The sequence below is a fragment of the Nocardioides sp. genome (assembly GCF_036274455.1).
In the GTDB taxonomy this organism is placed as follows: Bacteria; Actinomycetota; Actinomycetes; order Propionibacteriales; family Nocardioidaceae; genus Nocardioides.
Window position 1 is genome coordinate 1 of sequence record NZ_DASUFR010000068.1, and the last position, 14516, is coordinate 14516.

Genomic DNA, 14516 nt, shown 5'->3' on the forward strand with positions numbered 1-14516 from the left:
CGGTCCGGTCGAGGGTGTCGCTCAAGGGGCGATCTCGGGCGGGGGCGCCACCGCCCGCGCCGGCTCCATGCGCGAGAAGTACCGGATGTCCTTGAACCGGAGGATCGGCTTCTCGAACAGGTAGAACGACACGGACGCCAGCACCACGGTGATGGCCACGGTCAGCCCGGCGACGGTCAGGAACCGTCCGGTGAACACGTCGAGATCGAGAGCCCGGAAGACCAGGTTGAGCACGATCATGTGGATCGCGAAGACCCCGTAGGAGATCTCGCCGAGCCAGTAGGGCACCGGGCTGGTCAGCTGTCTGCGGACCCACCCGTCGCGCTCGGGCCCGAAGACCAGCGGCAGGACGTAGAACGCCCCCGCGGCGCCGTACAGCACGACCTTCGCGCCGGCCTCCCACCCACCGGGCGTGAGCAGGAGTCGCGGGCCGGCCAGGGGTGAGCACGCCAGGGCGAACAAGGCGGTGGCCAGGATCCAGCAGCCGGTGAGGTCGTGGCCGAGCCGCTCGAGCACGTGTTCGCGCGGCCGGACGGCGAGCTCGGCAGAGACGGCGGCGAACACGAGGCCGACCATGAACCAGGGCAGGTAGCCGGGCAGCCACTGTGCGTAGTGGGCCCGGTAGCCCGGGATCTGGGCGACCACGACCTGCCACGCGAGACCCGCGGCGGAGATCGCGCCGGCGCCCACCAGCACGCGGGTGGGCCGAAGGCCGGAGCCGCGACGGCCGATGAAGGCCAGGCACACCAGCGGGAGCACGAGGTAGAACGCGACCTCCGTGCAGAGGCTCCACATCTGGGTCAGCGAGCTCGCCAGCAGGTGGTGGCGGTAGAGCTGGGTGAGCGTCAGGTGGCTGAGCCAGTCCTGCCAGGTCGCGTCCTCGTTCAGCGGGTCGACGACGAAGGCGACCACGACGACCACCCAGTAGAGCGGCAGGATCCGCAGCGCCCGCTTCCACAGGTAGTGCCGGGTCGAGGGCTCCTCCCGGCCGAGAGCGGCGGCCAGGAACCACGGCCGGCTCAGCAGGAAGCCGGACAGCACGAAGAACAGCGTCACCCCGAAGTCGAAGCGGGCCAGCATCGCGCCGGTCCAGCCGTCGTTGATCCGGCCGGTGTTGAAGGCGGCGTGGGTCAGCACCACCATCAGCGCGCCCGCCGCGCGCACGGCGTTGAGCGCCGGGAAGGACCGGTCGGTGAAGGGCGTCGGTTCCGCCTGACCGGCGGCCGGCCGGGTGTCGGTCATGATGCGGGGCCCTCCGGCTCGGTGATCGGCTGCGGCCGCCCGACCGTCACGTCGTCGGTGCAGAGCGTGACACCGGGGGCGAGCCCGGAGATCCTGACGGAGTCGAAGTCCGGCCCGCCCTCGAAGAACAGCGCGTGCACCCCGGGCTCCACGACCGTGCTGTACGACGCCACGCCGGCGCGCACCACGACCGTGCTGCGTCCCGAGCTCAGGTAGCCGATCCGGACCCACCAGCCGCCGTAGGCCACCGGCCCGTTCAGCGGGATGGTGATCGCCTTCGTGCGCACGGCGTACCCGCACCCCGGCCGCGGCCCCGGCTGGTTGGCACGGACGCCGGGCACCACGACGGGCTCGACGTTGCCCTTGCTGTCCACCATGTTGAGGTCGTCGGTCGCGATCCGGTGGTAGTCGGTCTCGTCGGCGTAGGGGACGAGCACCCTGCTGAGGAGGTTCGCCGGGTAGACCAGCTCCCACAGGATGTAGCCCGGCACGCCGTGGTCGATGAGCGGGACCGGCTCGTCGGCCGCGGCGAGGTCGTGGGACAGATGGGCGTAGTAGTGCTTGCCGTCGAGGTGCTGCATCCACCGGTGGGCGTACTGGAACGATGAGAACACCGACAGCAGGGCCACCACCACGGTGAGCGCCGCCACGCGCTGCGAGTGGTCGAGCAGCCGCCGCGACGGGGCCGACGTCCGGTCGGGCCGCACGGACGGCCCCTCCACCGAGCCCCGGATCCGCATGGTCGCGCACGCCAGGGCGATCGCGGTGACCGCCGGGAGCTCACCCTGGTAGCGGGGGTCGAGGCTGATCTGGAGCCCCACGAAGGACACCCGGCCCGCGAGCACCAGCAGGACGTCGCACAGCAGGAAGAAGCCCGGGAGGAACCAGGCCCGCAGGCTCATCGTCCGGCGCAGGTGGATCTCGCGGAGGAGCAGCCCCACCGCCACGACGCACGCGAGCACCATCAGGTCGGTCGGCCGTGGCAGCGAGAAGCCGCCGATCTCGGCCCACCGGAGCGGACCACCGACCAGCGAGGGCAGGTAGGTCTGGAAGACCATGTTGGAGATGACTTCGCCGAGGTCGTTGCTGCCGGCCCCCGCCGGGCTGAAGTTGAGGGCCAGCTTGGTGTACGCCGCGAGGTAGGCCACGCCGAGCGCCACGTAGGCGACCACGGCCGGGCGGTAATGGCGCCACATCGTGACCACCCGGTCGCGCAAGCCGCCGGTGGCGAAGTAGGCCAGCGCGACGATGCCGAACGCGCCGAGCACGAGAATGGTCTTCTCGAAGAAGACCAGCCCGATGACGATCGCGAGCAGGCTCCCGAGGAGGTGCCGCCACGACCGGCTGCGGAGGTAGGCGACGTGGGCGGTCATCCCCCAGAACAGCGCGACCTGCATCGGGATGGCGTTGACCCCGGCGGCCCACCAGATCGCGATCGGGGTCCCGGTCATGCAGAACAGGTAGAGGACCAGGGGCGGGAGGATCCCCGCGCGTACGCCGAACAGCCGCACCAGCAGGACGACCAGGCCGACGTCCGCGGCCGCCTGGAGGACCAGCAGCATGGTCGCGTTGACGGTGTAGTCGTAGGGCGCCATCCGGTCCGAGAGCCAGCTCAGGTAGAGCCCACCGGGCATCACGTGGCCGCCGTGCGGCTGGACGACGTCCTGGACCGCCAGCCCGCCGTTGACCATCCTCGAGATGAACATGAAGTCGTCGCCGGTGAACCACGACCCGTACATGACCCAGGCCCGGAACCCGAGCTGCACGACGACGAGTGCCGCGGCCAAGTGGAGCACCCGGCTCCGGAGCAGGGACTCGCGCGGACCGGACGGGGTCGCGTGGCGGGCCCGCTCGGCGGTGCGATCCCCGGTCAGGCTGGTGGTCATCGGCTCAGCTCACGAACGGCGTTGGTGCGGGCAGCCCGAGCGTGAGTGCGTTCACACAGAGCCGCGTCCGAGGAGGGTAACCGCTCAGCTCGACCTGATCGAACTCACCGGCGGCCTGGACGAAGACGTTGTGCAACCCCTCCGGCAGGCTCAGGTCGTGCTCCTCCTCGCCGGCGGTGAGGTGCAGGTCCACGGGCTCGGGGCTGACGTAGGACACGCGCAGCCACCACCCACCGCCGATGACCGGCCCGTCGAGCGGGATCGTCGTGGTCCCACCGGTCAACCGGTAGCCGCACCCCGGGTGCGGCTGGCTGGCCCGCGTGGACGGGATCGAGACCGGGGAGAGGCGGCCCTGGTCGTCGAAGACGTAGAGCCGGTCCACCGACGACCGGGGGAACCACGTCTCGTCGTCGAGGTTGCGGAACACGTGGGAGTAGGTGTTCTCCGGGAACCGGTAGGACCACAGCAAGGTCTGCGGGATGCCGATGTCGACCAGCGGCACCGGCTTGTGGTCGGCGGCAGCCAGGGTGCGCTCGACGTTGGCGAAGTAGGCCTTCGACGGGTTGTTCGACTGCCACAGGTCGACGTAGCGCAGGCTCGAGAGCAGGGCCGCGCACACGATCGCCACGCTGATCGCGGCCACCACGTTCGGGTTGTCCGCCCAGGCCGGCTGCTCCGGCTCCTGGGCCGGCTCCCGCAGCGTGTTCTGCTCCGGCGCCCCGCGCAGGGGGAGGAACGCCAGCCCGACGCCGAGCACGAAGAGGGCTGCGCTCTCGGTCTGGTAGCGGTACTCGCGGGCGATGTCGGGGCCGACGACGTTGGCGCGCGCCGAGGCCAGCAGGACGACGTTGCACGCCGAGGAGAACGCCAGCAGCGACCAGGCGCGCTTGCTGATGGTCCGGGTCCGCTGGGCGGTGACGGCCAGCGCCACGAACGCCACCCAGGAGACCAGGACGACGGCCTGGTTGGGCCAGCCGAACGCACCGACCGTCAGGGGCTGCCAGCGCAGCGGCCCGCCGACCAGCCCGGGCAGCAACGTGGTGCCGACGAGGTTGTAGATGATCGGGCTCAGGGGCTGGGTCTGGGCGTTGCCGGGCGAGAAGTCCAGCCCGTAGTGGACGTAGAGCGCGAGGTAGCCGATGCCCAGGGCGCCGTACACCAGGACCCCGGCGCGGTAGCGCGACCAGAGGTGCTTGACCCGGTCCGGGGTGCTGCCCGTTGCGAACCACGCGAAGCCGACGATCAGGTAGATCCCGAGCAGCAGCAGCGTCTTCTCGTAGAACGCCAGCCCCGCGATGGTCCAGACCACAGCGGCGGCGAGCGAGCGGAGCCGGCGGTGCCGCAGGTACTCCACGTGCGCGTGCAGCCCGAAGACCAGGGCCACCTGCATCGGCAGCTGGTTGATCCCGGCCGCGAACCAGATGCCGGCCGAGAGGGTGAAGACGTAGGCGAGGTAGCCGGCCAGCAGCGCCAGCACCACCGGCCGGCGGCCGAACAGCGACAGGAGCAGCCGCAGCATGCCCAGCCCCGCCAGCGCCTGCAGCCCCAGCAGCACCGCGGCCCACGGGGCCCACTGGTAGGCCGCGACGTCGGTCAGCAGGCGGGCGACGAGGAAGCCGCCGGGCATGAGGTGGCCGCCGTAGGACTCCAGGAGGTACGACGCGTCCAGGGGCCGGTTCATCGCGCGCGACATGAACGCGATGTCGTCGAAGTAGAACCACGAGCCCGCCAGCGCCCAGGCCCGGAAGGCGAGCTGGAGGACCACCAGGCCCACGCCGTACAGGACGAGGTGGCGGCCCAGCCGGTCGGCCAGCGTGCCGGCCGGCGTCGTTGCAGCGTGCCTGGTGACAGGCCGGTGCACGGGCGCGTCGAGGTCCGGCGCCCGCGGCTCCACCTCGGGCTGCGACACGCCGTGGATTGTGGCACGCAGGGCCTGGCGCGCCCCTCTTCCCGGCCGGTGTGAGCGCTTGCACACCGAAGGTGACTCTGCGGTAGGTTTCGCTGCAAATCTTTCGGGAGGGGAGACCATGAGGGTGCTGGCGCGGGTCCTGCTGGGCCTGGGGGCGTTCCTGCTGGTGGCGGGCATCCTCGCGGTCACGTGGATCCCGGGCGTGGTCAAGAAGACGCCGCTGGACGTCGACCAGACGACCAACTACGAGGGCCACGCGGCCAAGCTGGACCCGCTCACCGGCGCGTTCGACACCAAGCCCGCCTACGCGATCCGGCAGACGATGGTCGACTCGAAGAAGTCGGGCGACGACCACGTGATCATGGTGGAGAACGCCTGCGCGGTCTTCGACACCGGCGGCGCCAAGGTGTGCGTCAACGGCAACGACCCCGACCTGATCCAGGCCACCACCGACATCTTCGCGACCGACCGCGTCACCGCACTGGCGGTCCAGGACAAGAACCTCCCGGACGACGCCGTCCCGCACGAGGGCCTGGTCAACAAGTTCCCGTTCGACGTCGAGAAGAAGACCTACCCGTTCTGGGACGGCGACGTGGGCAAGGCCGTGCCGATCGAGTACGTCGGCACCAAGGAGCTCTTCGGGCTGGAGACCTACGAGTTCTCCTACACGGTCAAGGACATCCCGATCAACATCGCCGACGACGACCCGGCGACCCCCGAGGACGACTCCATCCCCGGGACCTACGACAATGTCGTGACCGTCAACGTCGACCCCAAGACGGGCTCGATCGTCAAGAGCGGCCAGGACCAGCAGCAGTACCTCGACGACGGCACGGAGGTCGCAGACGTCGTCCTGACCCAGACCGACGCCTCGGTCAAGGACTACGTCGACGACGCCAAGGCGGCGGGCCGGCAGCTGACCATCCTGCTCACCGTGCTGCCGATCGTCGGGTTCGTCGGCGGGATCCTGTGCCTGCTCGGCGGTCTCCTCCTCATCCTGCGGGAGCGCTCGGGAGGCTCCAGCGGCCAGCGGGTCGAGGAGAACCCGAAGCCGAAGGTGGGCGCGGGCGCCTGACGCGTCCTACCCCGGCTCCCACTCCGCGCCGAACAGCGCGGTGCCGGGCGTGAGCCTGCCTCGCGTCTGCGACCACCCGCCCCAGACCCGGTCGTTGCCCTCCGGCCACTCCGGCTCGAGCAGGTGGGTGATGCGGAACCCGTTGCCGGCGAGGAGGGCAACCCAGTCACCCAGCGTCCGGTGGTGCTCGACGTAGGCGACCCTCCCGGTCTCCTCCTCCACCTCGACGTACGGCGTGCGGTCCCAGTAGGACTGCCTCGCGGTCAGCCCCGCCGGCCCGGGGTCGTCGGGGAAGACCCAGCGGGTCGGGTGGGTGATCGAGAAGGCGTAGCGGCCACCCTGTCGCAGTACCCGGGCGGTCTCGGCCACGGCCCGGTCGATCTCGCTGACGAACTGCAGCGCGCCGAAGGAGCTGAAGACCACGTCGAAGCTGTCGTCGGCGAACGGCAGCGCGGTGGCCGTCCCCTGCACCGCCGGAACGGCGACCCCGGTGGCGTCGTCGATCCGCCGCGAGTGCTGCAGCTGGCGCACGGACAGGTCGATGCCGAAGCCGCGCCCGCCGTGCGTGCGCACCCAGCGCGAGCACTGCCCGGCCCCCGATCCCACCTCCAGCACGTCCTTGCCCGCGACGTCGCCGAGCATCCCGGCCTCGTCCTCGGTCAGCCCTTCGGGGCCCCACAGGAACCCGGCATCGCCGAGGTAGGGCCCGTGCGTGGCCTGGTACTCGTCGGCGTACCGGTCCCAGTCCGGTCCGTTGGCCGCCCGGGACTCCTGCTCGCCGACCGGCCGGCGCTCGACCCGCACCGGGCGGTCGTACGGCACGTCGACCATGAGGCAGACGTTAGTCCGCACCGCTGGTCGAGCTTGTCGAGACCTCCGCAGGGGAGTCACCCTGGTGAGTTCCGGCGGAGGCTGCGGGCATCTCGACAGGCTCGATGCGCGGTGGTCGGGCGCGTGCCTGCGCTGCGGTGTGTGGCACTGTCCATTGCGTGGACCTGTCGTCGCTGACCCCGCTCGAGGGCGGCTGGTCGGGACGGACCTTCCTGGCCGAGGCGGTGGGAGAGCGCAGCGTGGTCCGGGTCTACCCGCCGGACCTGTCCGCTCCAGCGACGGCCGAGGTGGACGCGGCGGTGCTGCGGCTGGTTCGTGGACTGGTGCCGGTGCCCGAGGTGCTCGAGGTGCGCCCGGCACGGCCCGAGGCAGGCCAGCCCGGGCTGCTGGTCACGTCATTCCTGCCGGGCGTCCGCGGCGACGAGCTGCTACCGCGGCTGGATGCGGCGCGGCGGACCGAGGTCGGCAGGACGCTCGGCGCGCTGGCCGCCACGCTCGGCGGGATGCCGATGCTGCGGCCGGGGCCGTTCGTCGACCCGGACCTGCGGATCGGCGACTTCGGCGTGGACGGACTGCCGGAGTTCCTCGAGCTGCGCCTGCCCGAGCTCGGCCACCTCGCACCGACGGAGATCGACGGTCTCCGAGAGGTCGCCACCGATGCGCAGATGCTGCTCGACACCGTGCCGAGGACCTGCCTGGTGCACAGCGACCTCAACCCCAAGAACCTGCTGCTCGACCCGGACACCCTTGTCCTGACCGGGGTCCTCGACTGGGAGTTCGCCCACGCCGGACACCCGTTCACCGACCTGGGCAATGTGCTGCGGTTCGACCGGGACGAGGCGTTCACCGAGGCCGTGCTGGCGGCGTACGCCGAGGTTCGCGGGACCCGGCCCGAGGCCGCGCTGGCGCTGGCTCGGGCCGCGGACCTGTGGGCGCTTCTGGACCTCGCCACCCGGCGTACGGCCAACCCGGTCGCCGCGCGGGCCGACCGGCTGCTCCGGGCCATCGCGCGCGAGCGCGATGCGGGTACGGCCGAACTTGGCTGAGGTCCGCGCTGCAGCGTAGGCTGCTCTATTGCGTAGAAGTCTGCCTGCGTCCCGGACCTAGCGGACTCGAGCTCTCTATCGGATGAGCAATCCCTCGGTAGTGAAACGGACTCCTCACGCGCGCCCAACCTCTACGTCTGCCCACCAAGGAATCCACTTCCCTTATGACAACCCTTTCTGCTCTTCCTGAGACCGACGCGCCGCAGGTGGCGGTCAACGACATCGGTTCGGAAGAGGACTTCCTCGCCGCGATCGACGAGACCATCAAGTACTTCAACGACGGTGACATCGTGGATGGCACCATCGTCAAGGTCGACCGGGACGAGGTCCTGCTCGACATCGGCTACAAGACCGAGGGCGTCATCCCCTCGCGCGAGCTCTCCATCAAGCACGACGTCGACCCGCACGACGTGGTCGAGGTCGGCGACAAGGTCGAGGCCCTGGTCCTCCAGAAGGAGGACAAGGAAGGCCGGCTGATCCTGTCCAAGAAGCGCGCCCAGTACGAGCGCGCCTGGGGCACGATCGAGCAGGTCAAGGAGGAGGACGGCGTCGTCGAGGGCACCGTCATCGAGGTCGTCAAGGGTGGTCTCATCCTCGACATCGGCCTGCGTGGCTTCCTCCCCGCCTCCCTGGTCGAGATGCGCCGGGTCCGCGACCTGCAGCCCTACGTCGGCCAGACGCTCGAGGCGAAGATCATCGAGCTGGACAAGAACCGCAACAACGTCGTCCTCTCGCGCCGCGCGTGGCTGGAGCAGACCCAGTCCGAGGTGCGCCACGGCTTCCTGACCCAGCTCCAGAAGGGCCAGATCCGCAAGGGCGTCGTCTCCTCGATCGTCAACTTCGGTGCGTTCGTGGACCTCGGTGGCGTGGACGGCCTGGTGCACGTGTCCGAGCTGTCGTGGAAGCACATCGACCACCCGTCGGAGGTCGTGACCGTCGGTGACGAGGTCACCGTCGAGGTGCTCGACGTCGACATGGACCGCGAGCGGGTCTCCCTGTCGCTGAAGGCGACCCAGGAGGACCCGTGGCAGCACTTCGCCCGGACCCACCAGATCGGGCAGATCGTGCCGGGCAAGGTCACCAAGCTCGTGCCGTTCGGTGCGTTCGTGCGCGTCGAGGAGGGCATCGAGGGCCTGGTCCACATCTCCGAGCTGGCCGAGCGCCACGTCGAGATCCCCGAGCAGGTCGTCCAGGTCAACGACGACGTGATGGTCAAGATCATCGACATCGACCTCGAACGGCGCCGGATCTCGCTGTCCCTCAAGCAGGCCAACGAGACCGCGGCCGCCACCGACGTCGAGGAGTTCGACCCCACCCTCTACGGCATGGCGGCGACCTACGACGAGCAGGGCAACTACGTCTACCCCGAGGGCTTCGACCCCGAGACGGGCGAGTGGCTCGAGGGCTACGACGAGCAGCGGGCGATCTGGGAGGACCAGTACGCCAAGGCGCACGCTCGCTGGGAGGCGCACGTCAAGCAGCAGGAGGAGGCCGCCAAGGCCGAGGTCGAGGCCGGCGAGGCCACGTCCTACTCCAGCGGTAGCGAGGACGAGGAGAGCACGGCCGACAGCGGCTCGCTGGCCTCGGACGAGGCGCTGCAGGCGCTGCGTGAGAAGCTCACCGGCGGGGGCAGCTGACCCGCTGAGGCGCCCTACGGCGCCCACGACGAACGAAGACCCGGCAGGTGATCCTGCCGGGTCTTCGTTCGTGTTCTGCAGTTGTTGTTGCGGTGGGTGAAGAGGTGGTGGGTCCGGGCTCCGGGCTCACCGCGCAGAGGGCGCCATGAAGTCGGGGTCCTGGAAGTGGGAGACCGGAGGCCGCTGCGGGCCCTGGCCATCGGAGATCACGCGACGCACGGTGTCCGCGCTGAGCAGCGCGGCGACCGCCAGGAGGATGATGATGAAGGTCATGGCAGTAATCATGCCGCCGATGCATTACTGCCACGAGTGGCAGTAATGCCACTATGCGTTGATTTTCTGCCATGTCTGTGGCAGGGTGCCTGCATGCCGCAGATCGAGGCCGTCCAGACCCCTGACCAGACGCCCGACCAGACGCCCGACCAGACGCCTGACCAGCCGCCCGTGCCGTCGCCGATCCAGAAGGTGGCCGTGATCGTCCAGGACGGCGCCGAGCCGTTCGGGCTCGGCTCCCTCACCGAGGTGTGGGGCGAGCCGGAGCACCCCGAGGACCGCACGCCGGTCTTCGACTACCGGGTGGTCACCTCGCGGCCCGGGCGGGTTCGGGGCCGCTCCGACTTCGACCTGTTCGTCGAGCGCGGGCTCGAGGAGGTGGCCGACGCCGACCTCGTCTGCCTCGCCCCCCACTACGACTTCCTCAACCACGACCCGGCTGTGCTGGAGGTGGTGCGCGCGGCCCACGACCGCGGCGCGATCCTCTACGCACACTGCTCGGGCACCTTCGAGCTCGGTGCCGCCGGGCTGCTCGACGGTCGCGAGTGCACCACGCACTGGCGCTACACCGGGATCCTCGCGGAGATGTACCCCGAGGCGAAGGTGCGTCCCGACGTCCTCTACTGCCATGACGGCAACATCCTGACCGGCGCGGGCTCGGCGGCCGGCATCGACGCCTCGCTGCACCTGATGCGCGACCTCTACGGTGCCCGGGTGGCCGCCACGACCGCGCGGCGCATCGTCGTACCCCCCCACCGCGACGGGGGCCAGGCCCAGTTCATCGCTCGTCCCGTCCCCGAGTGCGACAGCGAGACCTTCGGGCCGCTGCTGGAGTGGATCCTCGGCCACCTCGACGAGGACCTCGATGTCGAGACCCTCGCGCGCAGGTCGCTGATGTCGCCGCGCACCTTTGCGCGCCGGTTCCGCGCCGAGACCGGAGCGACCCCGCACTCCTGGGTGACCCAGCAGCGCGTGCTGCGCGCCGAGGAGCTGCTCGAGCAGACCGATCGCTCGGTGGAGTGGATCGCCTCCGAGGTGGGCTTCGGCAACGCCGCCACGCTGCGCCACCACTTCACCCGCTCCCGTGGCGTCAGCCCACAGCAGTACCGCCGCTCGTTCAGCCCCGGCGTCGCCTGAGCCGCAGGCGGCCCGAGGCCATGGCCGCAGGCGGGGACGTCCTCGACCTCGACGTCGAGGCGGTGCTCGCACGGACCGGCGTGCCGGGCTGCTCGGTGGCGGTTCTCGAGGACGGCGAGGTCGTGCTCGAGCGGGGCTTCGGGACGAGCCGGGTCGGCTCCGCTGCCCCCGTCACCGTGACCACGCGGATGCCGGCCTGCTCGATGAGCAAACCGGTCTCGGTGGTGGCGGCGTTGCGGCTGGTCGAGCGGGGGCTCCTCGACCTGGACGCCGACGTGTCGGACCGGCTGACCCGTTGGAAGGTGCCCGCCAACGGTGACTGGCGGCCCCGGATCACGCTCAGGCAGCTGGCCAGCCACACCGCCGGACTGACCGCGCACTCGGGCTTCCCCGGTTACCGACGAGGGACGAGCGTGCCCTCGCTCGTCGACGTGCTCTCGGGTGCTGATCCTGCCAACGCGCCCGGAGCCCGGGTCGACATGGTGCCCGGCGTCCAGTTCCGCTACTCCGGCGTCGGCACCACCGTCATCCAGCTCCTGATGGAGGAGGTGACGGGCATGAGCGCGGCCGACCTCCTCGCCCAGCTCGTCCTCGAGCCGCTCGGCATGCAGGCGAGCACCTTCGTCCAGGAGCTGGACGACGACGAGCGCGCCCACGGGCACCTCCCAGGTGGTCGGCCGGTGCCGGGCGGTTGGCGGGTCCAGCCCGAGCAGTGCGCCGCCGGCCTGTGGACCACAGCCGGCGACTACGTGCGCTTCCTCGACGCCATCCAGCGTGCCTGCGCCGGCGACCTCGACGCGTTCCTCACCTCAGGGACGGCCCGGGAGCTGCTGAGGCCGCTCGCGGCACTGCCGTCGGGCCGGGAGATGACCGGGATGAGCCACATCGGCCTGGGTTTCTTCCTCGCCGTTCCCGACGGCGCGCCGACGTGGTTCGGCCACACGGGCTCGAACACGGGCTTCGTCTGCGCCTCCCTGGCCAGCGTGTCGGGCCAGCGGGGTGCCGTGGTCATGCTCAACAGTGACAACGGGTCGCCGGCCCTCAAGCTGCTCCTGCAGTCGATCGCCAGGACCCGTCAGTGGCACGACTGCGAGCTCGACGACCAGCCACCACGAGACCGGCCGCGGGGGATCGGAGCACGGGCAGGCAGCTTCATAAGCGACGACGGTCTCGTCGTCGGGCTGGCGGACAGGGACGGCGAGGTCGAGCTCACGGTCCCTGGTCAGCCGCCGATCCGGCTGCGCTTCGACGACGCCACCACCCTGTCGACCGAGGCCCTCGACCTGCGCGTTCGGCTCGACGCGGACGGGTCGATCGCGCTCGAGCAGGGCGGACATGTGCTCAGAGCCGTTCACAAGCCGTCCGACCCGTCGAGGGGCGAGGCGGCCGTCTAGGGTTCGAGGCGTGGCCGGCACCTTCCTCCTCGGCGTCGGCTGCCAGAAGGGCGGCACCGCCTGGCTGCACCGCTACCTGGAGTCGTCGCCGCAGGTCGATCCCGGCTTCCGCAAGGAGTACCACGTCTGGGACTCCCTCGACCTGCCGTCGGGCAAGCTGGCGCGCGAGCGGATCGAGGCGCAGGGCGGTGAGCGGGCGGCGTTCCTGCACGACCCGGACCGCTACTTCGACTACTTCACCAGCCTCCTGGCCGCGGACGGGACCCGGCTGACCGCGGACATCACGCCCGGCTACGCCGCGCTCCCGGTGGAGCGGTTCGCGATGGTGCGCGAGGGGTTCGAGTCGCGCGGCGTCCGCCCGGTGACGGCCTACCTCCTCCGCGACCCGGTCGAGCGGATCTGGTCGGCGGCCCGGATGGACATGCGCCGGCGTGGCGACGATGCGCCCGAGGCGCCCGAGACGCGCATCGCCCACATGTACATGCACCCCATGTACGCCGACCGCACCCGCTACGACCTGACCATGGACGCCCTCGAGGCGGCGTTCCCGCGGGAGTCGGTCTGGTACGGCTTCTACGAGCGGCTGTTCTCCGTCGAGACCCTGGCGCCGCTGTGCGACTTCCTCGGCATCGACTTCCACGAGCCCGACTTCGGCCGCCAGGTCAACGTCTCGCCCAAGCCGGAGGGGGCCGAGCTGTCCGAGGAGACGGCGCGGACGATCGCCCGTCACTTCGCGGGGGTCTACGACGCGGTGCAGCGCCGGTTCCCCGACCTCGACCTCGCGACGCTCTGGCCGTCGATGCGCTTCCTCTAGCTAGAGGCGCGGCAGGTCGGAACGCAGCACCTTTCCGGTGAGCGTGCGCGGGAGGTCCGGGACAGCGTGCCAGGTCTTGGGCCGCTTGGGCGCCGCCAGCCGCTCGCGGACGAACGCATCGAGCTCGGCCGGCGCGGCGCTGCCGACGTACGCCGCGCACACCCGCTGACCCCAATCGTCGTCCGGCACGCCGTACACGGCGACGTCGTCCACGCCCGGGTGCTCCAGCAGCGCCTGCTCGACCTCGAGCGGATAGACGTTGACACCACCGCTGATGACGAGGTCCTCGCGGCGGCCGTCGAGGAAGAGGTAGCGGTCCTCGTCGAGGCGCCCGAGATCGCCGACGGTGAAGGCCGGCCCGTCGGGGGTGTCCCGCCAGGCCGCCGCGGTCTTCTCTGGCTCGCCGACGTAGGAGAACCGGGCGAACGGCGGCACCGCGCACCAGATGGTGCCGTCGTCGTCGATGGTCAGCACCCGGCCCGGGCGGGCGCGGCCCACCGTCCCGGGCCGCTCGAGCCACTCCTCGGAGCGGCAGGCGGTGAACTGTCCCTCGGTCGACCCGTAGAACTCCCAGGTCGAGCCGGCCGGGAAGATCTCGATCAACCGCCGCTTCACCTCCTCCGGGCACGGAGCGCCGGCGTGGGCGAGGAGACGGAACGACGAGAGGTCCGGCGTACCGACCTCGTCCCAGTGCGCGAACAGCCGCTGCAGGTGGGTCGGCACGCAGAACATCGAGGTCGGCCGGTGCTCGGCGATGGCCCGGGTCACGGCCTCGGCCGAGAAAGGTCCCGGCAGCACGACCCGACCGCCCGCCAGTGCGGTGCCCATCGCGAACCGCAGCGGCGCGGAGTGGTAGAGCGGCGACACCACCAGGCGTTCTGCGCCTGAGCCTCGAAGCCTCCGCAGGGTAGGCGCCCGCGCGGGTCCCAGCCCCGGGTCGCCGGGCTTCGAGGCTCGGCCCTTCGAGGCTCGCTTCGCTCACACCTCAGGACAGGCGCCGGGGCGCCTCGCACCTCAGCCACCGCGGTGGCCCGCGGGTCGAGCCTGTCGAGACCTCCGCGACGTCGCCGTGCTGCACACTCCTCCCATGAGCACGCCGGCCCCGCCGCCCGCAGACCCGCCGCAGCCCATCGGTCCGCCCATCTCGACCGACCCGCCGGTCCCCGACGTGCCGTACGGCGGCCCCGCCGACGCCGTCGACGCCGCCACGGTGCGCGCGCCGATGACTGCCCAGAGCGTCGCGAAGGGCGTGGGCAAGGCTGCCCTCTGGGT

Annotated in this window: 13 protein-coding genes; 7 read left to right on the forward strand and 6 right to left on the reverse strand. The window is 70.9% G+C overall.

Annotated elements, in window-relative coordinates:
• Positions 1 to 21 precede the first annotated feature (21 nt).
• Genes VFV89_RS06195 through VFV89_RS06205 form a run of 3 tightly spaced genes read right to left on the reverse strand, consistent with a single transcriptional unit; the run spans position 22 to position 5037 of the window.
• Positions 22 to 1242: an acyltransferase gene (locus VFV89_RS06195; RefSeq protein ID WP_329705042.1), complete on the reverse strand. Its 1221-nt coding sequence runs from the start codon at positions 1240 to 1242 to the stop codon at positions 22 to 24.
• Positions 1239 to 3128 carry a hypothetical protein gene (locus VFV89_RS06200; protein WP_329705043.1) on the reverse strand — a complete coding sequence of 630 codons (1890 nt, stop codon included), beginning with the start codon at positions 3126 to 3128 and terminating at the stop codon, positions 1239 to 1241. The genes VFV89_RS06195 and VFV89_RS06200 overlap by 4 nt, the downstream gene beginning before the upstream one ends.
• A gap of 4 nt (positions 3129 to 3132) precedes the next feature.
• Complete coding sequence (locus VFV89_RS06205) at positions 3133 to 5037, reverse strand: hypothetical protein (protein WP_329705044.1); 1905 nt, start codon at positions 5035 to 5037, stop codon at positions 3133 to 3135.
• Between the two features lie 118 nt (positions 5038 to 5155).
• On the opposite strand from VFV89_RS06205, the gene VFV89_RS06210 reads away from it, so the two are divergent.
• A complete protein-coding gene (locus tag VFV89_RS06210) occupies positions 5156 to 6112 on the forward strand; it encodes a DUF3068 domain-containing protein (RefSeq protein WP_329705045.1) in 957 nt (318 codons plus the stop codon).
• 6 nt (positions 6113 to 6118) lie between these two features.
• Here VFV89_RS06210 and VFV89_RS06215 read toward each other — a convergent pair whose 3' ends face one another.
• Complete coding sequence (locus VFV89_RS06215) at positions 6119 to 6943, reverse strand: class I SAM-dependent methyltransferase (protein ID WP_329705046.1); 825 nt, start codon at positions 6941 to 6943, stop codon at positions 6119 to 6121.
• A 158-nt stretch (positions 6944 to 7101) separates the two neighbouring features.
• On the opposite strand from VFV89_RS06215, the gene VFV89_RS06220 reads away from it, so the two are divergent.
• Both VFV89_RS06220 and rpsA read left to right on the forward strand, forming a co-directional pair.
• Positions 7102 to 7989, forward strand: coding sequence for a phosphotransferase family protein (locus VFV89_RS06220; RefSeq protein ID WP_329705047.1), 888 nt, complete (start codon positions 7102 to 7104; stop codon positions 7987 to 7989).
• Positions 7990 to 8153: 164 nt separating this feature from the next.
• Positions 8154 to 9626, forward strand: coding sequence for a 30S ribosomal protein S1 (gene rpsA, locus VFV89_RS06225; protein ID WP_329705048.1), 1473 nt, complete (start codon positions 8154 to 8156; stop codon positions 9624 to 9626).
• Positions 9627 to 9752: 126 nt separating this feature from the next.
• Here the strand turns inward: rpsA and VFV89_RS06230 are convergent, their stop codons facing one another.
• On the reverse strand, positions 9753 to 9899 hold the full coding sequence (locus VFV89_RS06230) for a hypothetical protein (protein WP_329705049.1): 147 nt from the start codon (positions 9897 to 9899) through the stop codon (positions 9753 to 9755).
• 93 nt (positions 9900 to 9992) lie between these two features.
• On the opposite strand from VFV89_RS06230, the gene VFV89_RS06235 reads away from it, so the two are divergent.
• The 3 genes from VFV89_RS06235 to VFV89_RS06245 are packed head-to-tail and all read left to right on the forward strand — an operon-like array spanning position 9993 to position 13244.
• On the forward strand, positions 9993 to 11036 hold the full coding sequence (locus VFV89_RS06235; RefSeq protein ID WP_329705050.1) for a GlxA family transcriptional regulator: 1044 nt from the start codon (positions 9993 to 9995) through the stop codon (positions 11034 to 11036).
• Between the two features lie 20 nt (positions 11037 to 11056).
• Positions 11057 to 12430 (forward strand): serine hydrolase domain-containing protein, encoded by a 1374-nt coding sequence (locus VFV89_RS06240; protein ID WP_329705051.1) that lies wholly within the window; start codon positions 11057 to 11059, stop codon positions 12428 to 12430.
• Between the two features lie 10 nt (positions 12431 to 12440).
• Entirely contained in the window at positions 12441 to 13244 is an 804-nt protein-coding gene (locus VFV89_RS06245) for a hypothetical protein (protein WP_329705052.1), read from the forward strand.
• On the opposite strand, the gene VFV89_RS06250 is transcribed toward VFV89_RS06245, so the two are convergent.
• Positions 13245 to 14114 (reverse strand): AMP-binding protein, encoded by an 870-nt coding sequence (locus VFV89_RS06250; protein ID WP_329705053.1) that lies wholly within the window; start codon positions 14112 to 14114, stop codon positions 13245 to 13247.
• 217 nt (positions 14115 to 14331) lie between these two features.
• Here VFV89_RS06250 and VFV89_RS06255 point away from each other — a divergent pair.
• Positions 14332 to 14516, forward strand: a 185-nt coding sequence (locus tag VFV89_RS06255; protein WP_329705054.1) for a hypothetical protein, incomplete at its 3' end; no start/stop codon positions are given.

Coding starts and splice junctions, on each gene's coding strand:
- VFV89_RS06195 (WP_329705042.1), bottom strand. CDS start 1,242: ATGACCGACACCCGGCCGGCCGCCGGTCAGGCGGAACCGACGCCCTTC.
- VFV89_RS06200 (WP_329705043.1), bottom strand. CDS start 3,128: ATGACCACCAGCCTGACCGGGGATCGCACCGCCGAGCGGGCCCGCCAC.
- VFV89_RS06210 (WP_329705045.1), top strand. CDS start 5,156: ATGAGGGTGCTGGCGCGGGTCCTGCTGGGCCTGGGGGCGTTCCTGCTG.
- VFV89_RS06215 (WP_329705046.1), bottom strand. CDS start 6,943: ATGGTCGACGTGCCGTACGACCGCCCGGTGCGGGTCGAGCGCCGGCCG.
- rpsA (WP_329705048.1), top strand. CDS start 8,154: ATGACAACCCTTTCTGCTCTTCCTGAGACCGACGCGCCGCAGGTGGCG.
- VFV89_RS06230 (WP_329705049.1), bottom strand. CDS start 9,899: ATGACCTTCATCATCATCCTCCTGGCGGTCGCCGCGCTGCTCAGCGCG.
- VFV89_RS06235 (WP_329705050.1), top strand. CDS start 9,993: ATGCCGCAGATCGAGGCCGTCCAGACCCCTGACCAGACGCCCGACCAG.
- VFV89_RS06240 (WP_329705051.1), top strand. CDS start 11,057: ATGGCCGCAGGCGGGGACGTCCTCGACCTCGACGTCGAGGCGGTGCTC.